Raw genomic sequence first — 26,146 nt, forward strand, 5'->3', positions numbered from 1 at the left:
GTGCGTCTTCCCTGGTGAGAGCGACGATCACGTCGCTCCGACCACGACGGAGGCACCCGGCACCATGACCGACGCCAACAGCGTAGACACAGCCTGGGACGGGTCCGCGCAGCCGGAGTACGAGCAACCGGAGTACGACGAGCTGCACACCGAGTACGGCGACACCGTGATCGCCGACACCGTCGTGCGGAAGCTCGCCGTCCTGGCGGCCGAGGCGGTGCCCGGGGTGCACGCGCTGGGCTCCGCGGCCGGTCGTGCCCTCCACCAGATCACCGACCGGGTCGGCGCGCAGCCGCCGGTCGGGAACGGGGTGAGCCTGCGCCGCAGCGACCACGAGGTGAGTATCGCCCTCGACGTGGTGGTCGAGGCTGGGGTGCCGATCCCGCAGGTGGCCGAGACGCTGCGGACGTCGGTCGCCGAGGCGATCAGCTACGGCACCGGTCTCGAGGTGGCCGGGGTCGACGTCGCCGTCAGCGACCTGCACCTCCCCGAGGAACCACCGAGGAACTGACCGGACTCCGCCGGTGGCGTGTGGAGGCGCCACCGGCGGTTCGGACGCCGACCGGTGCGGGCCGGTCGGCGGCACCCGCGATCGGGTTGCGCCCCCGACGACTCGGTTGCGGTACGGGTCGTCCCCCGGGCCCCGCCGGCCGCCACGAACGGCCGGCGGGCCGGGGACGACCTGCCATCCCCCCCCCCGACCGCGGATCGTGATCAGCGCGCGGCCTCGTCGTAGGCGCGCTGCAGGTCGGCCAGCACCAGCTTCTTCATCCCGTACATCGCCTGCATCGCCGCCTCCACCCCGGCCGGGTCCGCCTCGCCGGACATCATGGCGTAGAAGGCGGTCGGGACGACCTGCCAGGACAGCCCGAAGCGGTCCTTGCACCAGCCGCACGGTCCCTCCTCGCCGCCGTCGGTCAGGGCGGCCCAGTAGCGGTCCACCTCGGCCTGGTCGCGGCACGGGACCTGGAACGAGATGGCCTCGCTGAAGGTGAACTGCGGCCCACCGTTCAGCAGGGTGACGTGCAGACCCTGGATCACGATCTCCGCGGTCATCACCTGGCCGCGCTGCCCGTGCTCGTCGTCGGGGTAGTAGGTGCGGGTCAGCAGCTTCGAGCCGCCCGGCGCGTCGGCGAACACCCCGACGTAGAAGTCGGCCGCCTCCTCGGCGCGCCCGTCGAACCACAGGCACGGTGCGATCGTGCTGGTCAGCTCGTTCATGATCTTCCTCCGTCCACCCGCGCCGGCCGCTCCGGCGGTGTGCAGGGGAGACCCCGCCGGGGACGCGGACTCATCGGGGGACCGCCTCCGGCGTCTAGAGTCGGGGCCGTGTCGGACCCGGCCCCGCGTGCGCACCCGGGCTTCGGGCTCCGCGCGGTCTCGGTGCGGCGTGAGCAGCGGACGGTCCTGACCGGGATCGACGTCGAGCTGACCGAGCACCGGATCGGCGTGATCGGCCTCAACGGCTCGGGCAAGTCGACGCTGGTCCGCTTGCTCAACGGGTTGCTGCTGCCCACCACCGGGACGGTCACCTGGAACGGCCTGGACACCCGGCGCGAGGCGAAGCGGGTGCGCCGTGCCGTCGGGTTCGTGTTCCAGAATCCCGACAACCAGATCGTGATGCCCCTGGTCGGCGAGGACGTCGCGTTCGGGGTCCGCAACCTCGGGCTGCCGCGGGCCGAGGTCCCGGTCCGGGTCCGCGCCGCGCTCGACCGCTTCGGGCTGGGTGACCTGCACGACCGCGAGGCCCACACCCTCAGCGGCGGGGAGAAACAGCTGCTGGCCCTGGCCGGCGTGTTGATCATGGAACCCGAGGTCGTGGTCTTCGACGAGCCGACCACCCTGCTCGACCTCCGCAACGTCCGGCGACTCGGGGCCGAGATCGCCGCGCTCGACCAGCAGGTGATCATGGTCAGCCACGATCTCGACGCGCTGGCCGGCTTCGACCGCGTGCTCCGGGTCGAGGACGGCCGGGTGGTCGACGACGGCCCTGCCGACGCGGTGATCACCGGCTACCGGCGGCGGTGGGGATGAGCCTGCTCGGCACCGGACGTCCGGCCGGGCCGCTGGCCCGGGTGCCCGCGGCGGTCCTCGTCGTCGCGCTCGCGGTGCTCGGGCTGACGACCTACCTGGTCGACGACGTCGGCGTGCTCGCCGGGTCGGCCCTCGCCGGGCTGCTGGCGCTCGGGCTCTCCGGGCTCCGCGGCCGGGCGGCGGTGCGGGCGGTGGTCGGGCTGATCATCTTCGTCGGGGTCGTGGTGCTGGTGACCGCGCTGACCGACACGGCCGCCCACGCCCTCGCCCACGGGCTCCGACTGGTCGCAGTGCTGGCGTTCGCCCTGGCCGTCACCTCGAGCACGACGAGCACCGCGCTGCTCGACCTGATCGACCGCGGGCTGGCCCCATTCGCCCGGTTCGGGCTGCCGGTCCGCCGGATCGGGCTGGCCGTCACCCTCACCGTCCGGTTCGTGCCCGAGATCCGGGCGCGCTATCTCGAGGTCCGCGAGGCCCAATACGCTCGGGGGCTGCACAACCGTCCGGTTGCCGTCCTCATCCCGTTGCTGGTGCGTACGTTCACCGATGCCGAGGACATCGCCGCCGCCCTGGACGCGCGGTGCTGGGACGCCGACCAGGCCTCCCGCTGACCAGGTTCGGCCGCCGGGCGAGACCGCCCGCCGCGGTCGAGGAGGGAGCGACGGTGTCGCCGATCGATCCGGCCGCCGGGCGCGGCGTCCGCAGCACCACGACGACGCTCGACGTCGTGCTCACCGCGGTGATGGCGGCGGTGATCGCCGCCCTCGGCGTGGTGCCGCCGATCACCGTCGGCGTGCTCGGGGTGCCGATCACCCTGCAGACCCTCGGCGTGATGCTGGCGGGGGCACTGCTCGGACCGGTACGCGGGATGCTCGCCGCGGCGTTGGTGGTGGTGCTGGCCCTGGTCGGACTGCCGATCCTCTCCGGTGGCCGCGGCGGTCTGGGGGTGCTGTTCGGTCCGACCGGCGGCTACCTGCTCGGCTGGGTTCCGGGGGCGCTGGTGGTCGGGCTGCTGGCCAGGTACTGGGCGGCCCGGGTCCGGTCGACCGCGGCGCGGACGGTGGCGTTCGCGGTGAGCGCGGTGGTCGGCGGCGTCCTGGTGATCTACGCGGTCGGCATCCCGTGGACCGCGGTGGTCGCCGGGGTGAGGCTCGGCGTGTCGGCGGTCGGGGCGCTGGCTTTCGTCCCGGGCGACCTGGTCAAGGCGGTGCTCGCCGCGGTGATCGCGGTCGGGGTGCACCGCGGCTACCGGAAACTCCTCTGAGGAGGCTCCGGCTCCGGGTGGCGCCCCGCCGGGTCACCGCGGCGAGCTGACGGACCGGTCGGTCGGTGGGCCGGTGGTCGGCGGGAGCGGTTCGGTCAGCGCTTCTCGCAGGCCACGCCGTCCTTGTCGGCGTCGAGCCGCTTGTTGGCCTTGACCACCGCCTTGTAGATCTTGGTGCTCCGCTTGAAGGTGGTGACCGGCTTGGTCTTCCCCCGCACCCGGTCCTTTGCGCCGGACTTGCCGACGCCGTGCGGGTACTTCTTGTGCAGCGCGGTGCAGTTCTTGTAGCGGTAGCCGGCCGCGTCGGCCTGGCTGGGGGCGACGGCGACGGGAACGGTGGCGACCGCGAGGGCGGTCAGGGTGAGGACGGACGTCCGCAGGCGGGAGGGCATGCCCGAACCGTAGGACCCGGGTAAGCCGTTGCCGAGCGCGCAGGGCCCGTTCCGGACTGAGAAGTTCCTGTGCTTTCCAGCGCTGTATGCTCTGGGCCAGCCGGGGGGTCGCGGTCCCCGTCCGCTGCCGCGGACGGGGACGCCGCACCGGCTCAGGCCTCGTCGAGCTCGAGGGTCGGCCGGTAGAGGTCGATCCACAGCGACAGGTCGAGCGCCCGCTCCAGCCCCATCCGGCCGAACATCGACGGGTTGTCGGTCCGGGCCGCGGCGTGCTGCAACCAGTCCCGGCTGATCAGGTCGAACACCGGGTGGCTCGGCCGGGCTAGCAGGTCGCGGACGTGGCCACGGAGCTTCTGCACGTAGGCCGGGTCCTGGGTGGACGGGTAGGGCGACTTGACCCGCTCGACCACGGACTGCGGCAGCACGTCGGCGGTGGCGCCGCGGAGCAGCGACTTCTCGCGCCCGTCGTAGGTCTTGAGCGCCCACGGGGTGTTGTAGACGTAGCTGACCAACCGGTGGTCGCAGAACGGCACCCGCACCTCGAGCCCGACGGCCATGCTGGCCCGGTCCTTGCGGTCGAGCAGGATCCGGACGAAGTGGGTCAGGTGGAGATAGCAGATCTTGCGCATCCGCCACTCGAAGTCGCTCTCGCCGTCGAGCCGCTCGATCGGTGCGATGGCCGCGTGGTAGGCCTCCTTGACGTAGCGGCCGAGGTCGAGCTGACCGCGGACCGCGGACGCGAACATCGACCCGAGCGCCTCGTCGGACTGTCGGCCGGCGCCCATCCGCTCGGCGATCCAGGGGAAGGTGTCGGCCTGCTGGGCGACCGGGGAGAAGAACTGCTTGTAGCCGCCGAACACCTCGTCGGCGGACTCGCCGGACAGCGCCACCGTGGACTCGCCGCGGATCGCCTTGAACAGCAGGTAGAGCGAGGCGTCCATGTCGCCCAGCCCGGCCGGGATGTCGCGGGCCCGGATGACCTTGCTGCGCACCTCCGGGTCGGCCAGGGTGTCCGAGTCGAGCACGATGTCGCGGTGCTCGGTGCCGGACCGCTCGGCGACGTCGCGGACGTACGGCGCGTCGGGGGTGCCGCGGAGCTCGTCGGGCCGGAAGTTCTCGGTCTGGCCAACGAAGTCGACCGCGAAGCTGCGCACCTTCTCGCCCTGCTCGCCGAGCTGACGGGCGGCGATCGCGGTCAGCGCGGAGCTGTCCAGCCCGCCGGAGAGCAGCATGCAGCGCGGGACGTCGGCGACCAGCTGCCGGGCGATGATGTCGTCGAGCAGCTCGCGGACGTGGGCGACCGTCGTCTCGCGGTCGTCGGTGTGCTCGCGGGTCTCGAGCTGCCAGTAGGTGTGCGTACGCAGCCCGTTCCGGTCGACGGTGACCATCGTCCCGGGGACGACCTCGTGCATGCCCTCCCAGAAGGCGTGGCCCGGCGTCTTGACGAAGGCCCAGAGCTCGCGGAAGCCGTCGAGGGTGACCTTCCGCTCGGCCGCCGGGTTGGCCAGGATCGCCTTCGGCTCCGAGCCGAACAGCACCCCGTCGGCGGTCGGGTAGTAGTAGAGCGGCTTGATACCCATCCGGTCGCGGACCAGGGTCAGCTGCTCGGTCCGGGTGTCCCAGACCGCGAACGCGTACATCCCGTTGAGCCGGTCGACCACCGCCGGGCCCCACTCGGCGTAGCCGTGCAGCACCACCTCGGTGTCGGAGTCGGTGAGGAACCGGTGGCCGCTCTCGGCCAGTTCCGCCCGCAGCTCGACGAAGTTGTACGCCTCACCCGAGTAGACGATCCCCAGCTCGGCGTCGCGGCCGTCCGGCCCGGCGCTCTCGAGGGTCATGGTCATCGGCTGCCGCCCGCCGGGCAGGTCGATGATCGCCAGCCGACGGTGCCCGAGCGCGACGTGCGGCTGCACCCAGGTGCCGCGGTCGTCGGGGCCGCGGCAGGCCATCGTCTCGGTCATCGCGTCGATCGTCTGCTGCTGGTTCCGCAGGTCAGCCTCGAAGCTCACCCACCCGGCCACGCCGCACACGGGGTTCTCCCTCCGTCGAAGTGTCGTCCAGATCCATTGGTTGGCTATCCATCAACGTAGCACGGCCCTGCTATAAAGAACTCGTGCCCAGGGTGGTCGACGCCGCGGTCCGGCGTCGCGACATCGCCGAGGCGGTCTACCGGGTCATCGAGCGGGACGGTCTGGGCGAGGCGACCCTGGGCACGGTGGCGGCCGAGGCCGGGCTGGCCATCGGTTCGGTGCGGCACTACGTCGGCAGCCACCGCGACCTGCTCCGGCTGACCCTGGCCACCCTGGCCGACGACGTCCGGGCCCGGCTGGCCGAGCGCGGCCGTCGGCTGCTGGGGGGTGCCGAGGTGCCCGAGGGTGCCGAGCGGCTGGAGGCGCTGGTCGAGTTCCTCGGCGAGCTGCTGCCGCTCGACCCGCGTCGGCAGACCGAGGCGGTGGTCTGGATCGCCTTCGGCGAGGCGGCCCGGATCGACCCGGAGCTCCGGCCCGACCTGCAGGACCTCGACGACCGGCTCCGGGCGCTGCTCCGGCGGGTGCTCAACCGGGTCCGGCCGGCCGGGATCGGGACGGCCAACCGGCTCGACGCGCTCCGGCTGGCCGCGCTGCTCAACGGGCTCGCGCTCGAGGTCGTCCAGGTGCCCGGACGCCACGACCCCGAGCTGGTGCGCCGGTTGTTGCGGCGCGAGCTCGGGGCCGTGCTCGGGGGCTGCTAGACCGGGCCGGAACCGGTCGGGCCGGTGGGGCCGGGCGGTCCCTCAGGCGGCCAGGTGGAAGTCGTCGTCCTGGCTCGCGCCGGCGTCGGGTGCGGACCGGTGCCTGCGCGAGGCGCGGGTCGTCCCGGCGGTCCGAGAGGGGAGCGGACCCGGGTTCGGGCCGGTGCTGCCCGGTCGGGTGCCGGTGGGCGAGGCGGGGGCGGGGATCTCCATCACGGTGGGGACGATGGCGAGCAGCGCCACCACGACGATGCCGACGACCGCGCCGGCGGTGATCAACAGCTGGGTGATGTCCATGGATCCACTGTGCGCGGGTTCGCCGTGGACCACATCGCCCTCCGGTCAGCGTTCGCTGTGAGCGGGCTCGGTCCGCGGACCGGGGCCGCGGTCCGGTCTCGGTCCGCAGTCGCAGCGGCGCTCAGACCGGCGGCAGGTGCAGCCCGGGGTCCTGGATCACCGCGAGCAGCTGGGCCCGGGTGACCGGCCAGGTCTTGCGCTTGTCGACGTTGCGGGCGACCAGGGTGATCACCTCGCGACCGGCGGGGCAGTACTGCACCTCGACCCCCTGACGGGCGTCGTTGGTGTCGGTCATGGTGAAGAAGTTGAAGTCCATCATCTGCTGCCGGACGCAGCGCTGGTGGGTGATCTCGCCGCACCGGACGGCGGTCTTCCGCGAGCTGGCCACCTGGACGAAGACCTGGGTGCCGCCCTTGTCGTTGAAGATGTCGAGGCCGAGTGCGCCGCCCTGCCCGTTCCAGAGCGCGTCGCTGTCGTAGCGGGTGTCGTAGCGGTAGGAGTAGCCGTTGAAGTAGCGGGCCTTCGGATCGACCTCGGCGGCGACGATGGCGAACATCCGGTAGCGCCAGACCCGGGTGATCTGCACCCGGCAGGTGGTGTCCTGCGGGTCCATGCAGGTGACCTCGTCGGCGCTCGCGGTCGCCGTCGGGGTCGGCACCGGCGCGGGGCCGACGACGTCCTGGGTGACCCGGTCGGGCCAGACCGCGATCCCGATGACCAGCAACACCGCGGCGGCCACCGCCGCCACTGCGGACGTGCGCACCCGGCGGCGCCGGACCAGCTGCCGGCCGTGCCGGACGTCGTCGTGGACCAGCGCGTCCAGGTCCGGGCCGTCGGCGGGCCCGACCTGCAGCCGTGCGATCGCGCCGACGGCGCCCCCGCCGGCCGGGGTGCCGACGTCGCTGAGCTGCAGCAGCCCACGGGCCGCGACCGCCTCGACCTCGTCGGTGCCCAGGCCGAGCAGCTCGGCGGTGCCCACCGTGGACAGTCCCAGCCGGTGTCGCAGCACCAGCACCCGACGGGTGACCTCGGGCAGCTCGGCGAGCCGGTCCACCACCGGCGCGGAGGTGCTCCGCGCCGAGCGGGCGGGCTCCGGGTCCGTGGTCCGGTCGACCAGCTCCACCCGTCCGCGGCGGTCCCACGGCAGCACCAGCGACCGCGGGTCGGTGTGGACGAGCAGGTCGGTGGCCTGCGCGAAGTACTGGCCGTCGTGGGCGTGCACGCGGGCCAGTACCCAGTCGACCAGCCGCTCGGCCTGCACCGGGTCGCCGTGCAGGAGCAGCGCGGCCCCCGCGAGACCCGGCCGGTGCCGGCGGGCGAAGGCCGCGAACGCGGCGTCACCGGCGTTGCGCGTGACCACGGACCCACCTCCTGCCTGACGTCATCGTCGCACCGGACCGGTCGGCTGCCCAGCCCGTCCGGTCCATCGCCCGAACCGCTATTCGGAACCGGGCGCCGCGCCGATGCGATCGCCCGGCCACGACCGCCACGGCGGTGGCGCGGGAGCAGAATGAGACCCGTGGGACGCTTCCGGCGCTTCGTCGCCATCGGTGACTCGGCGACCGAGGGGCTCGAGGACGCCGACGGTCACGGCGGCTACCGCGGCTGGGCCGACCGGCTGGCGCTGTTGATCGCCAGCCGCCAGGACGAGCCGCTCGAGTACGCCAACCTGGCCATCCGCGGCCTCCGGCTGCACGAGATCCGCGAGTCCCAGCTGGCGCCGGCTCTGGCGCTGCGTCCGGACCTGATCAGCATCGCCGGCGGCGTCAACGACGTGATCAGCCCTCGGCCGCGGTTCGGTGAGCTGGCCGCCGACTTCGAGGCGATGTTCGGCGCCGCGGTCGACTCGGGCGCCACCGTGGTCACCTTCACCATGCCGGACCCGAGCACCATCAGCCCGATCGGCGCCCTGTTCGCCGAGCGGATGGCCGTCCTCAACGACCTCATCCGGGCCGCCGCCCAGGCGACCGGGGCGCTGCTGATGGACTTCGCGCCCTACCCGATCGCGGTCGACCCGAGGCTCTGGGCGCCGGACCGGCTGCACGGCAACACGCTCGGCCACCAGCGGATCGCCGCCGCGCTCGGCTGGCGGCTCGGGATCGAGGGCTGCGACGAGAGCTGGGCCGCCCCGCTGCCCGAGCAGCTGCCGAGCGAGCCGCTGCGGCACCGGCTGGCCGGGGACGTCGACTGGGCCGTGCACTACCTGGCGCCGTGGCTGGGCAAGGGCATCCGGCGGGTGCCGCACGGGCTGGGCATCTCCCCGAAGCGACCGGTGCCCCGCGTCGTCGAGGTCTGAGCCGACGCGGTGGGCGGGACCCCGACGCGCGTGGTGCCGCGGACCGGCCGGTTCGCGCGGGCCGGTAGGCGCACCAACCTGGCGATCCTCGTCTTGCTGGTCGGGTGCGCGCTCAGCGGTGGGCTGGCCTTCGCCACCGCCCGCGGGGCCGGGGCGGTGCTGGCCGCCGGGCTGCACGGGACGCTCGCGGTGGCCCTGCTCGTGCTGGCGCCGTGGAAGAGCGCGATCGTCGGTCGGGTCTGGCGCTCGCGCGAGGGGGCGCGGCTGCGGCGGATCCGGCCGACCGGCTGGCTGCTGGTCCTGCTGGTGGTGATCTGCCTCGGTGCGGGCTTCGTCCAGCTGCTGGTCGGCTACGTCGTGGTCGGCGGGCTGAGCCCGATCCAGGTGCACGTGGGCTCGGCCGCGCTGCTCGCGCCCGTGCTGGTGTGGCACGTGGTCAGCCACCGCCGGCAGCGGCTCCGCCGGACCGACCTGACCCGGCGTCGGGCCCTGGTCACCGTCGCCGGGCTGGCCGGCTCGGCCGTCGGTGTGGTGGCGCTGACCGGCGCCGCCCAGGTCAGCCGCGGTCCGGCCCGACGGCCGGCGGCCACCGGGTCGCGACCGGTGCACACGGCCCCGGCGACGATCTGGCTGTTCGACCCCGTCCCCGCGCTCGCCGACGACCACCCGGTCCGGCTGCCCACCGGCCGGCTCACGTCCGCCGAGCTCGCCGCCCGGGCCACCCCGGTGACGGCCCGGCTCGACTGCACCAGCGGCTGGTACGCCGACCAGGTCTGGTCGGCGGTCCCGCTCGAGCGGCTGCTCGGGACGGAGAGGCCCACCGACGCGCGCTCGGTGGTGGTGCGCAGCGTCACCGGTTACACCCGCACCTTCCCGGCCACCGACCTCGGGAGGCTCTGGCTGGCCGTCGCGGTCGACGACGCACCGCTCGACGCGGCGCACGGCGGGCCGGTCCGGCTGCTGGCCCCGGGACGGCGCGGCTTCTGGTGGGTGAAGTGGGTCGACGAGGTCCGCTGGGAGACCCGGCCGTCCTGGCGGCAGCCACCCTTCCCCCTGCAGTGACGGGAACCCCCCGTCAGCCCGGCAGCGCCGACCTCCGGAACGGCTAGGTTGACCGCCGTCGCCCCGACGGCCCCCGACGTCCCAGGAGGACCCATGACGCTGCCCATCCGCGGCGAGATCCCGGTCACCGAGCGCGGCGACCAGATCCGGCTGTTCACCGCCGACGGCTCGGTCGACCTGTCGGTGATCGGGCTCAACTCGGTGCCACGGGTCGGCGAGACCGTCGAGTTCGCGCCCGGCCGGCTCTACCGGGTCGAGCACGTCCGCTGGTCGTTCCCGACCCGGTCCGACGCGCTCGTCGGCGGCACCGTGGTCGCCCGGATCCTGATCGCCCCGACCGCGGACCCGCTGGGCCGCTGAGGGGGCGTCAGGCGAACAGCGCCTGACCGACGAACTGCCCCTGCTGCACACCAGGCGGGATCGCGAACAACCCCGAGCCGGTGTGCTGGACGTACTCGGCCATCGCGTCGCGCGACACCTTGTTCTGCACCGGGATGTAGTGCGTGCGCGGGTCGGTCACGTAGGCCAGGAAGAAGAGGCCGGCGTCGAGCCGACCGAGCCCGGTGCTGCCGTCGACGAAGTTGTAGCCGCGGCGGAGCATCCGGACGCCCCGGTTGACGTCGGGGTGCGCCTGGTGGACGTGCGAGGTGGTGTCGATCAGGGGTCCCGCGGCGCCCTGGGCACTGAAGTTCGGGGCGCTGAACTCGGTGCCGCCGGACAGCGGGGCGCCCTCGGCCTTGGTCCGGCCGATCACCCGCTCCTGTTCGCTCAGCGCCTGTCGGTCCCAGATCTCGATGTCCATGCTGATCCGCCGCGCGACCAGGTAGGAGCCGCCCTCGAGCCAGCCGGCGCGGGCGTCGGCGCCATGCGGCACCCAGACGTGCCGGTCGACGTCGAGGGTCTCCTCGGCCTTGACGTTGGCCGTGCCGTCTTTGAACCCGAAGAGGTTCCGCGGGGTGGCCTGGCCGGTGGTGGTCGCCGAGGTGCGGCCGAAGCCGAGCTGGGACCAGCGGACCGCGACCGTCCCGAAGCCGATCCGGGCCAGGTTGCGGATCGCGTGCACCGCCACCTGCGGGTCGTCGGCGCAGGCCTGGATGCACAGGTCACCGCCGCTGCGCGCGGGGTCGAGGTTGTCCCCGGGGAACTGCGGCAGCTCCCGGAGCGCGTCCGGCTGCCGGTCGGCCAGCCCGAACCGGTCCCGCCCGCGGGCGTCGCGGAAGAGCGTCGGGCCGAAGCCGAAGGTCAGCGTCAACCCCGAGGGCGGCAGGCCGATGGCCTCGCCGGTGTCGTCCGGCGGGGCGGCGTAGTCGCCCGAGGTGGGGCCGACCGGCCCCGCGCCGTGCCCCTGGGTCATCCGGGCCGCGGCCGCGGTCCAGGCGGTCAGCAGCGCGACCAGGTCCTCGCGCCGGCTGCTGGTCAGGTCGAAGGCGGCGAAGTGCAGCCAGTCCTGGGCCGGAGTGACGATCCCGGCCTGGTGGCTGCCCCAGAACGGGTAGCTCGACACGGCGGTGCCGGTCGCTGCCGCCGCGCCCGCGTCCGCGCGGTGCTCGACGGCCAGCGTCCCCGCGATCCCCGCACCGACCCCGGCGACACCGACCCCGGCGGCACCGAGCAGCCCGCGGCGGCTGACCCCGCGGCGCGGCTCGGCCGCCGGCTCGCCGGCCGTGGTCACCGGGTCGGGCGGCAGCTGCTCGGGGCCGGTCCGAGCGGTCGGCCCTTCCTGACCGGTCGGGCCGTGCTGACCGGTCTGGCCGTACTGACCGGTCTGGCCGTTCTGCTCGGTGCTCACAGGACGGCGGCGGCCATCTTCGACAGCGGCTCGGCGAGGGCGTTGACCGCGTTGCTCAACTGCTTGACGTCGTCCTGGCCGAGCTGCGTGTACAGCTTGAAGCCCTTGCCGTCGCGCTGCGCGTCGAGCAGCTTCTGGAGCGCGCTGAAGCGGGCGGCGATCTGCTGGTCCAGCGTCGGGTCCTTCTTCCGGAGCACCGGCTGGAGGTCCTGCCAGGCGACCCGGGCACCGTCGATGTTGGCCTGGAAGTCGTAGAGGTCGGTGTGCGACCAGTACTCCTCCTCGCCGGTCACCTTCGACTTCGCCACCTCGTCGAGCAGCCCGGTCGCGCCGTTGGCGATCTGGTCGACGGTGAAGGTCATCGTGCGGGTGCGCTGGTAGAGCAGCTTGGTGTTGGCCAGCAGGTCGTCGCCGTAGGTCTTCCGCTCGCTGGTGCTCAGCGCGCGGTAGCCGGTGGCCCGCTGCGGCCACAGGTCCTTCTCGATCCGGTGCCAGCCGGTCCACTTCTGGCCCGACTCGAGGTCGGCCTGGCGCAGGTCGAGCTTCGGGTCGAGGTCGCCGAACGACTCGGCCACCGGCTCGATCCGCTCGTAGTGGGTCCGCGCGGTCGGGTAGAGCCCGCGGGCGCGGGCGTCGTCCCCCTTCTCGTAGGCGGTGACGAAGTCCTCGGTCGCCGACAGCAGCTGCTCGGTCTGGTCCTTGACGTAGGCGGCGTAGCCCTGGGTGGCCTGGTCGACCAGCTGCTGGTCGTCGGCCGAGACGGCCGGCTCGCCGGAGTCGGCGACCGCGAAGTCGGCCCGGATGCCGTTGCCGACCATGCCCGGCTTGCAGGCGGTGATGTAGCGGCCGGGCTGCGCCGAGAGCACCAGGTCGCGGGCCAGCCCGGGGCCGATGTTCTCGACCTCCGCGATGATCCGCAGCCCGTCCGAGGCCAGCAGGTAGAACTCGGTGACCTTGGTCCCGGTGTTCTTGACGGTGAAGTGCAGCGTGCCCGACGGGGCCTGCGTGCTGGACAGCGTGCAGCTGCTGTCGGAGGCGTCGACGGCGATCGCGCGCGGGTCGCCGTCGTCGGCACCGGCGGCCGGGGCGTTGTCGGTGCACCCGGCGAGCGCCGGCAGCGCGAGCGCAGCCAGCCCGAGGGCGAGGGCGGAACGGGTCCGGACCGTGGTGGCGGTTCGGGTCACAGCTGTCCTCCGGTGCTGACGGGCGTCGAGGTGGTGGAGTCGGCCGGGGTGGCCGGGGTGGCCGGGGTGGCCGGGGTGGCCGGGGTGGCCGGGGTGGCCGGGGTGGCCGGGGTGGCCTTGGCAGCCGGCGGGGCGGGCTTGCGGTGCGCACGACGGATGAAGACCGTCAGCACCGGGATCACGTAGGCCAGCCAGGCGACCAGCTGGAGCACGGTGGTGTTCGGGCTGAAGTTGAAGACGCCCTTGAGCAGCGTCCCGTACCAGGAGTCCGGGGGCACCGCGGCGGAGACGTCGAAGGCGAGGGTGTTGAGCCCGGGCAGGATCCCGGCCTCCTGCAGGTCGTGCACGCCGTAGGCCAGCACGCCGGCCGCGACCACGATCAGGAAGTAGCCGGTCCAGGTGAAGAACCTGCTGAGGTTGATCTTGAGCGCCCCGCGGTACATCAGGTAGCCGAGCACCACCGCGACCAGCAGCCCGAGGGCGGCGCCCAGCAGCGGCGTGGTCGAGCCGTTGCCCGCACCCGCGCTGGCCTGGGTGGCCGCCCAGAGGAAGAGCGCGGTCTCCAGACCCTCGCGGCCGACGGCCAGCATCGCCACCACGGCGAGCGACCAGCGGGCGCCCTCGGCGGCCCGGTCGATGGCTCCGCGGAGCTCGCCGGAGATCGAGCGGGCGGCCCGGGCCATCCAGAAGATCATCCAGGTGACGAAGCCGACGGCGACGATCGACAGCGTGCCGCCGATCGCCTCCTGGGCCTCGAAGGTCAGCCCCTTGGGGCCGAAGGTCAGGGCGGCACCGAAGGCCAGCGAGATGACGACGGCGACGGCCACTCCGGTCCAGATCCGCGGCAGCAGGTGCCGGCGGCTGCTCTTGACGAGGTAGGCGATGAGGATGCTGACGATCAGCGAGGCTTCCAGTCCCTCGCGCAGACCGATCAGGAAGTTGGCAAGCATCCGGTTCTCGATTCCTGTGCTGACGTGACCCGGCGGGTCGGTGCCCCACCGATGAGGTGAGGCTTGCCGTACTGAGGCGAACCTAACCTAAGTACCGGGCGGCCGGGCCGGTCAAGACGGATGCCGCTCGTCCGCAGCAGGACGTGAGCAACGTCACCCTCGTGCTCACGCTGGCTACCGTGGTGGGGTGCCCTCTCCCGTCGGTCCGCGTCCGATCGACCTCCGCCGGCTGACCGCGGCCGCGCGTGCGCTGGCGGAACGGATCGAGACCGCCCGCCCCGACCCGGTGGCCGGGCCACCGCGGCGGCAGCGGATCCTCATCACCGGTGCCTCGTCGGGCATCGGCTCCGAGCTGGCCCGGGTCTGGGCGGCCGACGGCCGGACGCTGGCGCTCTGCGCGCGACGGGTCGACCGGCTCGAGGCCCTCGCCGACGAGCTCCGCACCGCCCACCCGGACGTCCGGGTCGAGACCTACCAGCTCGACGTCACCGATCCGGGGGCGGTCGACTTCGTGCTCTCCGCCGCGGCCGACCAGCTCGGCGGTCTGGACCGGGTGGTGGCCAACGCGGGCATCGGGAAGGGCGCGCCGGTCGGCACCGGCTACGACTGGGCCAACCGCGCGACGCTGCAGACCAACGCGGTCGGGGCGCTCAACACCGCCGAGAAGGCGGTTCAGCTGTTCCGGGCGGCCGGACCGGCGGGCGGCCACCTGGTGCTGGTGTCCTCGATCGCCGCACTCCGCGGGATGGGCGGTGCCCGGACCGGGTACGCGGCCAGCAAGGCGGCGGTCAGCGCGCTCGGGGAGGGGCTGCGGAGCGAGCTGCGCGGCACGCCGATCACCGTCTCGGTGGTCCACCCCGGCTACATCGACACCGCGATCAACGCCCGCGACGCCAAGAAGAAGTGGTCGCTGCCGCTGGACCGGGGCGGCCGGATGGTGGCCGCGGCGATCGACGGCGAGCGCCCGGTGAGCTGGGTGCCGCCGCTGCCCTGGGAGCTGCTGGCCGCGCCGCTGCGGGTCGTCCCGCTCGACCTGTTCCGCCGGATCCTCGACTGATCCCCGGCCAGTCCCGGTGGGTGCCGTCCGCTGGGTGCCGCCCGCTGGGTGCCGCCCGATGAGTTGCGGGCCGCCACCGGGTCAGTCCGGCAAGGGGACCGACTGGACGGTCCGGAGCGGAGGAGTGGGCGATGGGTGAGCCACAGGTGGTCGAGCGGGCGGCGCAGCCGTACGCGGCGATCGGCCGGAGCGTCACGATGGCGCAGCTGGGCGAGGTGCTGCCGCCGCTCAACGCGCGGGTGGCGGACTGGCTGGACGAGCACGGCGGGCGGATCAGCGGACCGCCGTTCTGGCGCTACCGGGTGATCGACATGGAGCGCGAGCTCCGCGTCGACGTCGGGTTCCCGACCGAGACGGTGCTCGACGGTGACGACGAGGTGAGCACCGGTGAGCTGCCGGCCGGGCGCTACGTCGACGTGGTGCACCACGGCCACCCGGACACGCTGGTGGGTGCGACCGCCGACCTGCTGGCCTGGGCCGAGGCGCAGGGGCTGGTCTTCGACCGGCACGACGGGCCCGACGGGGACGTCTGGGAGAGCCGGCTGGAGTTCTACCTGACCGACCCCGACGACGAACCCGACCTCGGCGCCTGGGACACCGAGCTGGCCTTCAAGCTGGCCTGACCGGCCCCGTTCGTCGGGCCGGGAGGCCCGCGTGCTGGTCAGCGCTGGAGCGACCGGCGGGTGAGCAGCTCGCTCTTGGCGTAGCGGCCGAGCTGGTAAGTGGTCAGCCCGTCGATCACCGCGCCGACCCCGCCGCCGAGCAGCGGGATCCGCTTGGTGACCACCAGGCCGGCCTTCTTGCCGCCGACCCGCGCGAGCAGGTCGGCGACCACCTCCTGCGCGACCCGGGCGTCCAGACCGGCGTCGAACATCGGTGCGGTGGCGATGGCCATCGGCGAGGTCGGCAGCCTGCCCTGGGTGATCCGCTTGGCCACCTGCTCGCCGCCGAGCAGGCACATCACGATCGCGGTCCGTACCCGGTTGTCGTTGACGTCGTACCCGCGGAGGTGGGCGATGGCGGCGATCATCCGCACCTGGACGATGGCGGTGCCGGTGAGGTTGGCCGGGATCGACACCGGCAGGGTGGCGACGCCGCCGAGGTTGGTGACGAAGCCCTGCGCGCCCGCGAGCCGGACGTGGTTGTCGATCACACCCTCGATGGCGTCATCGACCAACCCGTCGTGCCGACCGAGCTGGCGGGCCGCGACCGCCCGGGCGCTGGGCACCCGGCCGTACCCGTCGATCGCCACCTCGAGCACCCGGCGGAGCATCCCGCCGGCGGCCTGCGGGGCGACCTGGGTGGCCATCGGGCCGAGGCTCCGCGCGACCGCCTGACCGACCTCACGCGGCGTGGGCAACGAAACCTCGCATGGCGAAACCTCCCGGGCTGTGGACCGACCCGTCCAGCGTAGGGGCGGCAGCGGGAGCGGCTAAGGGGAGGCGACCCCGAGCCGACCCTGGTCCGTGCGGGGCGGTCGGGGTGCCAGACTGCGGAGGTGGCCGGACGCGGAGGATCGCCGTTCCCGCCGACGAACCGGTGGCCCGAGAGCGACCTGATCGCCGTCTCCGAGCACTTCGACGCCGAGCTGGTGCTGGCCGGCTACCGCCGGGGCGTCTTCCCGATGCCGCAGGGCAGCTTCCGCGGACGCTGGCTGATGGGCTGGTTCGCCCCGGTCGACCGTGCGGTGCTCCCGCTCGACGGGCTGCGGGTCACCCGGTCGCTCCGTCAGTCGGCCAAGCACTACACGCTGAGCGTCGACCGGGCGTTCGGCGAGGTGCTGGACCGGTGCGCCGATCCCCGGCGCCCGGGCGGCTGGATCGACCGGCGGATCCGGCGGACCTACCTCGACCTGTTCGATCGCGGGATCGCCCACTCGGTGGAGTGCTGGACCGCCGCCGGCGAGCTGGCCGGCGGTCTCTACGGGGTCGGGATCGGTGGGTTGTTCGCCGGCGAGTCGATGTTCCACCGGCCCGACATCGGCCGCGATGCGTCCAAGGTGGCGCTGGTCGAGCTGGTGCGGCGGCTCTCGGCGGACGGCTTGCCGCGGCTGCTCGACGTCCAGTGGCAGACCGGGCACCTGCGCAGCCTCGGCGCGGTGGAGATCGGCCGCGAGGAGTACCTGCGGCGGCTGGCCGCCGCGCTCGCGCTGCCCGAGCCCGACTGGACCCCCTGACCTCTGCGCTCCTTCGTCCTCGCCGCAGGTGGGAGCAGAGCCGTCGCGGCTGTCCGAGGGGCGCGCCATAATCACCGTGTGCCCGAGATGCCGGAGGTCGAGTCGCTGGCGCGGTTCCTCACGGCCCACTGCGTCGGGAAGACGATCGCGCGGGTCGAGCTGACCGCGTTCAGCGCGCTCAAGACGTACGCGCCGCCGCTCTCCGCGCTGCACGGGCTGGAGATCGAGAGCGTCAGCCGGCACGGCAAGTTCCTCGACCTGGACGCGTCCGGCCTGCACCTGATCTTCCACCTGGCCCGGGCCGGCTGGCTGCGGTGGAAGGACGAGCTGCCGGCGGCGCCGGCCCGGCCCGGCAAGGGCCCGCTCGCACTCCGGCTGCGGCTCGACGACGACTCCGGCTTCGACCTGACCGAGGCCGGCACCCAGCGCAAGCTCGCGGTCTACGTGGTGAGCGACCCGGCCGAGGTGCCGCACATCGCCGGGCTCGGGCCCGATCCGATGGCCGACGACTTCGACCAGGCGGCGTTGGACGCGGTGCTCGACGGGGCCGGACGCGCCCAGCTCAAGGGCGTCCTCAAGGACCAGCGGACCCTCGCCGGGATCGGCAACGCCTATTCCGACGAGATCCTGCACGTCGCGAAGCTGAGCCCGTTCAAGGCGTCGAACTCGCTGACCCCGGACGAGCGCGGAGTGCTGTTCCACGCGATCAAGGACGAGCTGGCCGACGCGATCCGCCGGTCCGAGGGGCTCGCCGCCAAGGACCTCAAGAGCGAGAAGAAGCTCGGGATGCGGGTGCACGGCCGAACCGGGCAGCCGTGCCCGGTGTGCGGGGACACGGTGGCCGAGGTGTCGTTCGCCGACTCCTCGCTGCAGTACTGCCCGACGTGCCAGACGGGTGGCAAGAAGTTGGCCGACCGGCGGCTGTCCAAGCTGCTGAAGTGACCCCGCCCGGGTCCGGACGCTCGCGTAGGTTGGCCGGGTGAGCACCGATCCGTTGCCCCAGGTGGACCCGGCCGACGTCGAGGGCCGGTTGGCCGACGGTTGGCAGCTGCTCGACGTCCGCACCGACGCCGAGTGGGCCGAGGCCCGCGTCGAGGGCGCCACCCACATCCCGATGGACCAGGTCGTCGCCCGGCTCGACGAGGTCGGCGACCGGGTGGTCTGCATGTGCGCCGCCGGCGGCCGTTCGGCCCGGGTCACCCAGTACCTGCTCGCCAACGGCCGCGAGGCGGTCAACCTCGACGGCGGCATCCACGCGTGGGCGGCCGAGGGCCGCCCGCTGGTCACTGGCTGATCTTCCCCCGACCGTGCGCGGAGCCTGTCGAAGCGTTCAGCACCTCGTGTAGCGGTCGGAGCCGGGGGAGCGGTGCAGGTGGCCCCGCTCGACCAGACCGCGACGGAGCGCGGCCGGGTCGTCGGCGAAGGTGGCTAGCCAGGAGTTGAGCTCGGACTCGGTCCAGTCGCTCCGCGGTAGTTGTTCGGCGATCGCCGTCCAGCACTCGTCCTCGAGGCCGGGCCGGGTCGGCCAGCCGGTCAGGCGACCGGCGGTGACGAACGCAGCGAGCGCCGGGTGCGCGGCGACCATCGCGACCGCCGGGCTGTCGGCGACCAGGGCCTCGGCGAGCGCGGCGAGCCGGTCGGTGGCCACGGACCAGCGGTCCCCGTCCCGGTGGACGAGCCCGAGTTCGTGCGCGCGGGCGGCGGCCGGGGCGGCCTCGCGCGGGGTCAGCCCTGAAGCGGCGACCAGCTCCGACCAACCGATCGACGTCCCGGGCCCGTCCGGCAGCGCGGCGAGCAGCCGGCGGAGCGGACCCTGCGACCAGGCCTGGACCAACCGGGCGGCGCGGTAGCGGTCGTACGCGGAGATCGTCACGACCGCCGACGCTAACCAGACCCGCCGGGGGCCGCACCGCCTTTTCGTCCGCCCGGCCGGCCCGCGGGCGGTCGGCGAGAGGGCGCGGGCGGCGGACTCGCGCGTCAGGCGAGGACGAGCCGGACGGCGGTGACCAGCATGACCGCGGCGATGGCCAGGTCGAGCACCCGCCAGGCGCGACGGCTCCGGAGCAGCCGGGACAGCGCGCGCGACCCCAGACCCAGGGCGGTGAACCAGATCGCGCTGGCCACCATCGCGCCCGCCGCGAACCACCAGCGCAGCTCGCCCTCGCGGGCCGCCACCGTCCCCATCAGCACGACGGTGTCGAGGTAGACGTGCGGGTTGAGCCAGGTCAGCCCGAGCGCGGTGACCAGCACGGTGCCGAGCGGGCGGGCCGGCCCGCCGTGGACGTCCAGCCGCTGTCCCCGCACGGCGCGCCGGAGCGCGAGCACCGCGTAGCCGACCAGCAGCGCGGCTCCGGCCCACCGGGCGACCGTGACCACCAGCGGCGCGCGGTCGAGCAGCGCCCCGGCGCCGAGCACGCCCGCGCTGATCAGCACCAGGTCCGAGACCGTGCACACCGCGACCACCGCGAGCACGTGCTGACGCAGCAGACCCTGCTGGAGCAGGTAGGTGTTCTGCGCCCCGATCGCCACGATCAGCGACAGACCGGTCAGCAGTCCGGTCAGGGAGGCGACCAGCGCCGGGGTGAGGTCCACGACGTCGACGCTAGGGGCTCGAGCTGCTTCAGGCCAGCTAAGGATTGTGCAGATCCGTTAGCAGCGCTTACGTTGACGGCCATGGCCGACCTCCCGCTCGACCAGCTGCGGACGTTGCTGGCCGTCGTCGACACCGGCACGCTCGACGCCGCCGCCCGCGAGCTGATGATCACGCCGTCCGCGGTCAGCCAGCGCCTCAAGGCCCTCGAGGGCGCCGCCGGACGGGTGCTGGTGCAACGGACCCGTCCGGTCCGCCCCACCGAGTCCGGCGAGCGGCTGCTCCGGCTGGCCCGGCAGATGATCCTGCTGGCCGACGAGAGCGGGCGCTGGCTCGCCGACCGGGACGGGCCGGGCACCGAGCGGGTCAGCATCCCGGTGGTGATCAACGGGGACTCGCTCCACACCTGGGCGTTGGCCGCACTGGCCGCGGTGCCGGTCGAGCTGGGGATCTGCTTCGACGTGCACCGCGAGGACGAGGCCACCTCGACCCGGTTGCTCCGCTCGGGCACCGTGATGGCCGCGATCACCTCGGTGGCCGAGCCGGTGCAGGGCTGCAGCGTCCGGCGGCTGGGCCGGATGCGCTACCGGCCGATGTGCAGCCCGGCCTTCCGTGACCGGTGGTTCGCCGACGGGCGGACGGTCGACGCCCTCGCGGTGGCACCGCTCGTGGCCTTCGACCGGGTCGACCGGCTGCAGGACCGCTATCTGGCCCGTCGGACCCGCCGACGGATCGACCCGCCGCGGCACCACATCCCGACCTCGGCGGACTTCGCCGAGGCCGTCGCGCTCGGGCTCGGTTGGGGGATGCTGCCGCACCAGCAGAGCGGCCCGTACGAGGCCGCCGGTCGGCTGGTGGTCTTCGACCCCGACGTCCGGCTCGACGATGCGCTCTACTGGCAGCAGTGGAAGCTGCACACGCCGGCGCTCGACGCGGTCGCCGACGCGGTGGTGCGGGCGGCCGCGGTGGCGCTGCGCTGACGCGCTTCGACAGGCTCAGCGCACGGGTGCGGCGCTTTGACGGGCTCTGCGCGCGGGTGCAGCGCTTCGACGGGCTCACGGCCCGGGTGCGGCGCTTTGACAAGCTCAGCGCGCGGGGCCGTTGATCACGAGGTGATGGTGATCTTGTCGCCGGAGTGCAGGTAGGCCATCACGGTGAGCAGCTGGCTCTGACTGATCGCGACGCAACCGGCGGTCGCCCCGGCACCCTTGACGTGCAGGAAGATCCCGGCCCCGCGGTAGCGCTTGCGGAAGTCCGGCGCCCGGTTGAAGTTGATCACCACGGCGTAGCGGTACTGGGTGGTGTAGGAGGGCAGGTACTCCGAGCTGTTCCGGTCCGAGGACGGGAGCTTCCAGCCGAACCCGCCCTGCGAGCGGTTCCGCAACGAGTTGTAGTAGCGGCTGTTGTTGTCCTCGACCCAGTAGTCGCCCTTCTTCACCCGGTGATAGGGCAGCCACATGCCGGGCTCCGGCGCGATGCCGAAGGCCTCGGTCATGGTGTAGGTGCCGCGGGGTGTGGTCCCGGTGCCCTGTGTGCGCGTCCGGCCGTCGGTGGTGCCGTTGTAGCCGATCCGACCGGTGGTGGTGAGGAACATCCGGGTGAAGCCGCACCGGCTGTTCGTCCGCACCCAGAACGACACCCGGGCGTAGCTGCGGCCGGTCTGGTTGACCATGGTGACGGTGCGCTGGCGGGCGCCGACCGAGGTGAGGTGACCGTCGAGCTTGGGACGGCAGGCCCGCCAGGCCGAGGAACTCTGCGGGTGGCCGGCCGCCTGCGCGACCTCCGCGGGCGCCGTCGCCCAGAGCGTCGGGACCGCGAGCAGGGCGGCGAGCGGGACGGCGAGGCGGCGAAGCGCGAGGCGGCGAAAGGCACCGCGGCGGATCGCCAACGGTGCGGCGGGTCGGGTCATCCAGGCTCCTGCGGTCGTGACCCCGTGATCATGGTCCCCGCTGCGCCGGGTGTGGGGGAGGCCCCGGCGCGCGGTCATCGTAGGCACGGGATCGCTTCACGGGCGAGCGTTTCGCCTCGATCCCGGGTTCAGGGTGGGGTGATCGCCGCCGTGGTGGCAGCGCCCTCCGACAGGCTCAGGGCGCTGTGTGCGGGGGTGCTCAGGGGCGGCCGACCGCGCGGTGGCGTTGGTTGATCAGCTCGAGGGCGCGGTCCGAGGGGCCCGAGGGGCGCGCGGTGCGGGCCGCGCTCCGGTCGAAGGCGGTCGGGTCCGGTTGCGCAGTGGCCGTGCAGACCGCGTCGGCCCCGTGGTTCGACACCCGGCGTGGCATCGCCCCGGTGGCCAGGTAGGCCTGGATCCGGGCGTCGACGCAGCTGTTCCAGCCGGGGCTCATGGCGTGCGAGGTGCCGCCGGGCTCGGCCACCAGCCGGGCGTTGCGGAACCGCTTGCGCACCTCGAGGCTGCCGCTGTACGGAGTCGCCGCGTCCAGGGTCTCGTCGATCATCAGGATGCTCGAGACCCCCTTGTCGACCACCGGGACCGGCTTCTGGAAGAAGCCCGGCCAGTGCCGGCACGGCTCGTTGTACCAGGTGTTGCCCCAGGTCTCGAAAGGTGCCTTGGCCCAGGTGTTCCAGCTGTCCTTCGACCAGCGCGACCAGCTGGTCGGCCAGCTGGTGTCGGTGCACTGGACGCCGAGGTAGACCGCGTAGCCGTTGTCGTCGCCGTACCCGCTGGCGTCCTGGTAGGCGGCGGCGAGCTTGGCGGCCGCGTTGTGCTTGGCGTAGGCGTTGAACAGCGTCCCCAGGCTGGTCCAGCTGCTCTGGTAGTAGCCGGCGTCCAGGAAGGTGTCGATCCACTCGCTGCCACCGATCCGGCCGCGCGCGGTGTTCACCGGCTTGGCGTAAAGCTTCTCCTGGATCGCGTAGAACCGGTTGCGCACCGCGGTCTGGGTGGTGCCGAGGTGGTAGACGCGGTCGTACCGGGCCAGCCAGCCGAACCAGGTGTTCATGTTCTTGTCGAAGGCGACGTCCTGGTCGAGGTTCGCGCCGTACCAGACCCGCCGGGGGTCGACCGTGCTGTCGAACACCGCCCGGCGCAGCTGCTTGGGGAACAGCGAGGCGTACACCTGACCGAGGTAGGTGCCGTAGGACCAGCCCCAGTAGTTGATCGTCGGCGCACCCAGGGCCTTGCGGATGCTGTCCATGTCCTTGGCGTTGGCCCGGGTGCTCATGTGGACGAGGATCTTGCCGTTCTTCTTGCCGCACGCCGTGGTGTAGGCGCGGGTCTTCTTCATCCAGGCGTCGTACTCCTTCGACGTCCACGGCCGGTAGTCCGGGCGGTTGAAGCCGGCGTACTTCGGGTCGCAGCTGACCAGCGGGCGGCTGGCGCCGACGCCGCGCGGGTCGAAGCCGATCAGGTCGTAGTCGGCCATCGCGTTCATCGAGCCGGCCAGGTAGACCGGGCCCAGCAGGCCCGACCCGCCGGGACCGCCGGTGTTGATCAGCATCGGGCCCTGATAGTGCGCGCTGGTGTGCCGGAGCCGGGAGACCGCGACCGAGATCTTGGTCCCCGACGGCTTGGCGTAGTCGAGCGGCACCTTGATCGTCGCGCACTGCAGACCGTAGCTGTCGAGCAGCGGATCGCTGCAGGCCTTCCAGGCCACCGTGCTGCGGCCCAGCGTGACGGTGTCGCCCGCCGGCGCGGCCGGACCGCTCGGCCGGGCGGGTGCGGCACCGGCCGTCGGGACGCTTCCGCCCGCGGTCAGCGTGCCGGCGACCAGGGTGAGCGCGAGCAGGGAGCGGAGCAGGCGACGACGCATCGGGGGCCTCGATTCCGGTGGGGGGTGCGGGGAGGCGGACGGGGGCGAGCAGGACGCGGCCGGAGCCGACGCACCGTCACCGTGCCAGCCGCCGACCCGCTCGCGCAAGCACCCCGGCCGCGGGAGCGACGCCGGTCGTGGGTCGCCGTGGTTGACTGCGGCCGTGACGACGGAGGACGAGCCGCTCGTGATCTTCGCCCACCGGGGCTTCAGCGGCCGGGTGCCCGAGATGACCCGGGCGGCCTATCGCGAGGCGATCTCGTTCGCGGCCGCGGAGGCGATCCCGCTCGGGCTCGAGGCCGACCTGCACTTCGCCGCCGACGACACCCTGGTCTGTCTGCACGACCTCGACCTCGACCGGACCACTGACCGGAGCGGCCCGGTGTTCGCCCGGACCACCGCCCAGCTGCGGGAGGTCGACTTCGGCGCGCGGCGCCGGGCCAAGCTCGGCGCGCGTCCGGACGACGGTGCGCTGGTGACCTGCACCGACCTGCTCGACCTCGCCGCCCGGGCGATCGAGGACGGCGTGCGGATCAGCCTCAACCTGGAGACGAAGCACCCCAATCCGCGCGGGTTCGCGGTCGACGACCGGGTGGCCGCGCTGGTCACCGACCGCGGCTGGGACGTGGCCGGCTCACCGGCGCGGGTGATCAGCTTCGCCCCGGCCTCGCTGGCCCGGGTCGGACGGCTGTTGCCGCAGGTGCCGCGCACCTATCTGGTCGAACGCACCCTGGCCCCGGTCGCCGACGGCCGGCTGCCCGACGGCATCCGGATCGTCGGGCCGGACCTCGCCCTGGTCCGGGCCGACCCCGACTTCGTGGCCCGCGCCCGTCGGCGCGGGAACGCGGTGCACGTCTGGACGGTCAACGACCCCGACGACGTCGCGTTCTGCCTCGAGGTCGGGGTTACCGGGTTCACCACCGACTTCCCCGACCGGGTGCTGGCGGTGCTGCGCGACCACGGGCTCACCCACCGGCTCGGCTGAGACGCGCGGCCGCGTCGGCGACCAGCGCGTCACTCGGGGTCGTTGCCGTGCGGACCGCCGATGGTGAACGGCGTGCTGTACCCCTCGTAGGCCAGGTGCGCGACCATGCCCTGGCTGGCGTGGGTGAGATTGTGGCAGTGGTCCATCCAGATGCCCGGGTTGTCGGCGCGGAAGGCGATCACGTAGCTCTCGCCGTCGCGGACGTTGAGCGAGTCGACCCACCACGGGCTGCCGGTGGCCGCGACGCCGTTGCGCGACAGCACCACCGCGTGGTGCCCGTGCAGGTGCATCGGGTGCACCTGGCCGCTGTGGTTGGAGACGTCCATGATCACCACGTCGCCGGTGCGGACCATGAACATCGGCACCCGCGGATAGAGGCGGCCGTTGATCGACCACCAGATCCCCGGCCGGCCGTGGACGAAGCCGGGTCGCCGCCCGATGCTGTAGGTGAAGTGCCGGGTGGCCCGGGCCGGGTCGAACGGCAGCGCGGCCGGGGCACCGTAGGAGAGCAGGTCGAGCTCGGCGGACGGCTGGCGGACCGGGACGGCCGGCGCGCCGCGGCCGACCAGCACCGCGGTGTCGGTGCCGATCTGGACCCGGGCGGCGCTCCCGTCGGCCGGCGCCGTCACCGCGAGGTCGAGCCGGCCACCCGCCGTGACCGTGGCGTACCGCTCGGTGACCGCCGTGGGCCGGTGCACGTCGGTGCCGTCGACCGCGACCACCGTGTACGGGCTCGAGGACCAGACGGCCATCGGGCCGTTGTCGGTGTTGATCACCCGGACCCGGGCGGTGGCGCCGGGGGCGACCGGCACCCGCTGGTCGCCGGGGCGGCCGTCGAGCGTGCGGACCGCCCCGTAGCCGTGGGCCAGCGCGACCACGTCGGCGGCGACCGGACGATCCCCGCTGCCGCCGGGTCCGCCACCGCGGGGTCGGACGACGAGCGCGCCGAGCAAGCCGCCCGCCACCTGCGCGTCGGAGACCTGGTGCGAGTGGTACCAGAACGTCCCGACCTGGTCGGCGACGAAGCGGTAGGTGAAGTCCTGGCCGAAGCCGATGTCGTCCTGGGTCACGCCGGCCACGCCGTCCTCGGCGTTGGGGACGTCGACCCCGTGCCAGTGCAGGGTGAGGCCGCGGGCCACCGAGGCGTTGTGGACGCGCACCTCGACCAGCTGCCCCTGGGTGGCGGTGATCGTCGGTCCGGGCGTTCGGCCGTTGAGCGTGTAGCCGTCGAGGGTCTGCCCGCCGACGGTGATCGTCTGCTGCCGGGCCACCAGGTCGACACGGACGTCGGCCGGCCGCTTCGGATCGGCGACCAGGGTGGTGATCGGGACGGCCGGGCTCCCGGTACCGGGGGGTCCGTCCATCCCGGCCATGCCGGCCATCGACCCGCCGGGTCCGCCGCCCCAGTCGGCGTCGCCCATCGACACCGCGGAGTAGGCGCTGCCGGTGAGGCTGCGGTACCAGAACACGCCGAGCGGCGTGATCACCAGCAGCACCGAGGCGATCGGGATGATCAGCCGGAGCCGGCGGCCGCCCCGTCGGCGCGCCGGTGCCGGCTGATCAGGCTCCATC

At 73.4% G+C, this 26,146-nt stretch carries 29 protein-coding genes; 15 read left to right on the forward strand and 14 right to left on the reverse strand.

The genetic code is table 11. The features are described from left to right. The first annotated feature begins 64 nt into the window (after nt 1-64). A complete protein-coding gene (locus tag FHX74_RS07045) occupies nt 65-511 on the forward strand; it encodes an Asp23/Gls24 family envelope stress response protein (RefSeq protein ID WP_182559372.1) in 447 nt (148 codons plus the stop codon). A gap of 203 nt (nt 512-714) precedes the next feature. Here the strand turns inward: FHX74_RS07045 and FHX74_RS07050 are convergent, their stop codons facing one another. After that, nucleotides 715-1,221 carry a VOC family protein gene (locus tag FHX74_RS07050; RefSeq protein ID WP_182559373.1) on the reverse strand — a complete coding sequence of 169 codons (507 nt, stop codon included), beginning with the start codon at nt 1,219-1,221 and terminating at the stop codon, nt 715-717. Nucleotides 1,222-1,329: 108 nt separating this feature from the next. Here FHX74_RS07050 and FHX74_RS07055 point away from each other — a divergent pair, with 108 nt between their 5' ends. From FHX74_RS07055 to FHX74_RS07065, 3 genes are read left to right on the forward strand one after another with little or no spacing between them, the layout of a single operon-like run. Continuing rightward, complete coding sequence (locus tag FHX74_RS07055; RefSeq protein ID WP_328823683.1) at nt 1,330-2,034, forward strand: energy-coupling factor ABC transporter ATP-binding protein; 705 nt, start codon at nt 1,330-1,332, stop codon at nt 2,032-2,034. After that, nucleotides 2,031-2,645, forward strand: coding sequence for an energy-coupling factor transporter transmembrane component T (locus FHX74_RS07060; protein ID WP_235970446.1), 615 nt, complete (start codon nt 2,031-2,033; stop codon nt 2,643-2,645). Before FHX74_RS07055 ends, FHX74_RS07060 begins: the two co-directional genes overlap by 4 nt. A 53-nt stretch (nt 2,646-2,698) precedes the next feature. Further along, on the forward strand, nt 2,699-3,298 hold the full coding sequence (locus FHX74_RS07065; protein ID WP_220483586.1) for a biotin transporter BioY: 600 nt from the start codon (nt 2,699-2,701) through the stop codon (nt 3,296-3,298). 95 nt (nt 3,299-3,393) lie between these two features. Here the strand turns inward: FHX74_RS07065 and FHX74_RS07070 are convergent, their stop codons facing one another. Then, nucleotides 3,394-3,690, reverse strand: coding sequence for an excalibur calcium-binding domain-containing protein (locus FHX74_RS07070; RefSeq protein ID WP_182559375.1), 297 nt, complete (start codon nt 3,688-3,690; stop codon nt 3,394-3,396). A gap of 152 nt (nt 3,691-3,842) precedes the next feature. Continuing rightward, a complete protein-coding gene (gene asnB / locus FHX74_RS07075; protein WP_182559376.1) occupies nt 3,843-5,720 on the reverse strand; it encodes an asparagine synthase (glutamine-hydrolyzing) in 1,878 nt (625 codons plus the stop codon). 83 nt (nt 5,721-5,803) lie between these two features. On the opposite strand from asnB, the gene FHX74_RS21050 reads away from it, so the two are divergent. Further along, nucleotides 5,804-6,421 (forward strand): TetR/AcrR family transcriptional regulator, encoded by a 618-nt coding sequence (locus FHX74_RS21050; protein WP_182559377.1) that lies wholly within the window; start codon nt 5,804-5,806, stop codon nt 6,419-6,421. A 42-nt stretch (nt 6,422-6,463) separates the two neighbouring features. On the opposite strand, the gene FHX74_RS07085 is transcribed toward FHX74_RS21050, so the two are convergent. Both FHX74_RS07085 and FHX74_RS07090 read right to left on the reverse strand, forming a co-directional pair. Then, nucleotides 6,464-6,718 carry a hypothetical protein gene (locus FHX74_RS07085; protein WP_182559378.1) on the reverse strand — a complete coding sequence of 85 codons (255 nt, stop codon included), beginning with the start codon at nt 6,716-6,718 and terminating at the stop codon, nt 6,464-6,466. A 121-nt stretch (nt 6,719-6,839) separates the two neighbouring features. Further along, nucleotides 6,840-8,078: a hypothetical protein gene (locus tag FHX74_RS07090; protein ID WP_182559379.1), complete on the reverse strand. Its 1,239-nt coding sequence runs from the start codon at nt 8,076-8,078 to the stop codon at nt 6,840-6,842. A 159-nt stretch (nt 8,079-8,237) separates the two neighbouring features. On the opposite strand from FHX74_RS07090, the gene FHX74_RS07095 reads away from it, so the two are divergent. The 3 genes from FHX74_RS07095 to FHX74_RS07105 all read left to right on the forward strand — a co-directional run bounded on the left by FHX74_RS07095 (nt 8,238) and on the right by FHX74_RS07105 (nt 10,436). Next, nucleotides 8,238-9,014 (forward strand): SGNH/GDSL hydrolase family protein, encoded by a 777-nt coding sequence (locus tag FHX74_RS07095; protein ID WP_182559380.1) that lies wholly within the window; start codon nt 8,238-8,240, stop codon nt 9,012-9,014. Nucleotides 9,015-9,044: 30 nt separating this feature from the next. After that, a complete protein-coding gene (locus FHX74_RS07100) occupies nt 9,045-10,076 on the forward strand; it encodes a molybdopterin-dependent oxidoreductase (RefSeq protein WP_182559381.1) in 1,032 nt (343 codons plus the stop codon). Nucleotides 10,077-10,169: 93 nt separating this feature from the next. Continuing rightward, nucleotides 10,170-10,436, forward strand: a complete 267-nt coding sequence (locus FHX74_RS07105; RefSeq protein ID WP_182559382.1) for a hypothetical protein — start codon at nt 10,170-10,172, stop codon at nt 10,434-10,436. Nucleotides 10,437-10,443: 7 nt separating this feature from the next. On the opposite strand, the gene efeB is transcribed toward FHX74_RS07105, so the two are convergent. The 3 genes from efeB to efeU are packed head-to-tail and all read right to left on the reverse strand — an operon-like array spanning nt 10,444 to nt 13,999. After that, on the reverse strand, nt 10,444-11,865 hold the full coding sequence (gene efeB, locus FHX74_RS07110; protein WP_328823684.1) for an iron uptake transporter deferrochelatase/peroxidase subunit: 1,422 nt from the start codon (nt 11,863-11,865) through the stop codon (nt 10,444-10,446). After that, nucleotides 11,862-13,049: an iron uptake system protein EfeO gene (gene efeO / locus FHX74_RS07115; RefSeq protein WP_182559383.1), complete on the reverse strand. Its 1,188-nt coding sequence runs from the start codon at nt 13,047-13,049 to the stop codon at nt 11,862-11,864. Before efeO ends, efeB begins: the two co-directional genes overlap by 4 nt. Continuing rightward, nucleotides 13,046-13,999, reverse strand: a complete 954-nt coding sequence (gene efeU, locus FHX74_RS07120; protein ID WP_182559384.1) for an iron uptake transporter permease EfeU — start codon at nt 13,997-13,999, stop codon at nt 13,046-13,048. The genes efeO and efeU overlap by 4 nt, the downstream gene beginning before the upstream one ends. 187 nt (nt 14,000-14,186) lie before the next feature. Here efeU and FHX74_RS07125 point away from each other — a divergent pair, with 187 nt between their 5' ends. Both FHX74_RS07125 and FHX74_RS07130 read left to right on the forward strand, forming a co-directional pair. After that, nucleotides 14,187-15,056, forward strand: coding sequence for an SDR family oxidoreductase (locus FHX74_RS07125; RefSeq protein ID WP_328823685.1), 870 nt, complete (start codon nt 14,187-14,189; stop codon nt 15,054-15,056). 131 nt (nt 15,057-15,187) lie between these two features. After that, a complete protein-coding gene (locus tag FHX74_RS07130) occupies nt 15,188-15,679 on the forward strand; it encodes a GyrI-like domain-containing protein (protein ID WP_182559385.1) in 492 nt (163 codons plus the stop codon). Between the two features lie 38 nt (nt 15,680-15,717). Here FHX74_RS07130 and FHX74_RS07135 read toward each other — a convergent pair whose 3' ends face one another. Further along, nucleotides 15,718-16,365 carry an EcsC family protein gene (locus FHX74_RS07135; protein WP_182559386.1) on the reverse strand — a complete coding sequence of 216 codons (648 nt, stop codon included), beginning with the start codon at nt 16,363-16,365 and terminating at the stop codon, nt 15,718-15,720. 189 nt (nt 16,366-16,554) lie between these two features. Between FHX74_RS07135 and aat the strand changes: the two genes are divergently transcribed. The 3 genes from aat to FHX74_RS07150 all read left to right on the forward strand — a co-directional run bounded on the left by aat (nt 16,555) and on the right by FHX74_RS07150 (nt 18,526). Further along, nucleotides 16,555-17,232, forward strand: a complete 678-nt coding sequence (gene aat, locus FHX74_RS07140; protein ID WP_182559387.1) for a leucyl/phenylalanyl-tRNA--protein transferase — start codon at nt 16,555-16,557, stop codon at nt 17,230-17,232. Between the two features lie 78 nt (nt 17,233-17,310). After that, entirely contained in the window at nt 17,311-18,174 is an 864-nt protein-coding gene (locus tag FHX74_RS07145; RefSeq protein WP_182559388.1) for an Fpg/Nei family DNA glycosylase, read from the forward strand. A 37-nt stretch (nt 18,175-18,211) separates the two neighbouring features. After that, the gene (locus FHX74_RS07150) at nt 18,212-18,526 is read left to right on the forward strand and encodes a rhodanese-like domain-containing protein (protein WP_182559389.1); all 315 of its coding nucleotides are present in this window, start codon (nt 18,212-18,214) and stop codon (nt 18,524-18,526) included. 36 nt (nt 18,527-18,562) lie between these two features. On the opposite strand, the gene FHX74_RS21055 is transcribed toward FHX74_RS07150, so the two are convergent. Both FHX74_RS21055 and FHX74_RS07160 read right to left on the reverse strand, forming a co-directional pair. Continuing rightward, nucleotides 18,563-19,105: a DUF2087 domain-containing protein gene (locus FHX74_RS21055; RefSeq protein ID WP_182559390.1), complete on the reverse strand. Its 543-nt coding sequence runs from the start codon at nt 19,103-19,105 to the stop codon at nt 18,563-18,565. Between the two features lie 104 nt (nt 19,106-19,209). Then, nucleotides 19,210-19,824 carry a LysE/ArgO family amino acid transporter gene (locus tag FHX74_RS07160; RefSeq protein ID WP_328823686.1) on the reverse strand — a complete coding sequence of 205 codons (615 nt, stop codon included), beginning with the start codon at nt 19,822-19,824 and terminating at the stop codon, nt 19,210-19,212. A gap of 81 nt (nt 19,825-19,905) precedes the next feature. Here FHX74_RS07160 and FHX74_RS07165 point away from each other — a divergent pair, with 81 nt between their 5' ends. Next, entirely contained in the window at nt 19,906-20,802 is an 897-nt protein-coding gene (locus FHX74_RS07165; protein WP_182559391.1) for a LysR family transcriptional regulator ArgP, read from the forward strand. A gap of 125 nt (nt 20,803-20,927) precedes the next feature. Here the strand turns inward: FHX74_RS07165 and FHX74_RS07170 are convergent, their stop codons facing one another. Further along, the gene (locus FHX74_RS07170) at nt 20,928-21,731 is read right to left on the reverse strand and encodes a L,D-transpeptidase family protein (protein ID WP_182559392.1); all 804 of its coding nucleotides are present in this window, start codon (nt 21,729-21,731) and stop codon (nt 20,928-20,930) included. 199 nt (nt 21,732-21,930) lie between these two features. After that, nucleotides 21,931-23,589 (reverse strand): alpha/beta hydrolase, encoded by a 1,659-nt coding sequence (locus FHX74_RS07175; protein WP_182559393.1) that lies wholly within the window; start codon nt 23,587-23,589, stop codon nt 21,931-21,933. 163 nt (nt 23,590-23,752) lie between these two features. Here FHX74_RS07175 and FHX74_RS07180 point away from each other — a divergent pair, with 163 nt between their 5' ends. Then, entirely contained in the window at nt 23,753-24,574 is an 822-nt protein-coding gene (locus FHX74_RS07180; RefSeq protein WP_182559394.1) for a glycerophosphodiester phosphodiesterase, read from the forward strand. Nucleotides 24,575-24,603: 29 nt separating this feature from the next. Here FHX74_RS07180 and FHX74_RS07185 read toward each other — a convergent pair whose 3' ends face one another. After that, the gene (locus FHX74_RS07185; RefSeq protein ID WP_182559395.1) at nt 24,604-26,145 is read right to left on the reverse strand and encodes a multicopper oxidase family protein; all 1,542 of its coding nucleotides are present in this window, start codon (nt 26,143-26,145) and stop codon (nt 24,604-24,606) included. Nucleotide 26,146: the final 1 nt, after the last annotated feature.

The organism is Microlunatus kandeliicorticis, assembly GCF_014137855.1.
In the GTDB taxonomy this organism is placed as follows: Bacteria; Actinomycetota; Actinomycetes; order Propionibacteriales; family Propionibacteriaceae; genus Microlunatus; species Microlunatus kandeliicorticis.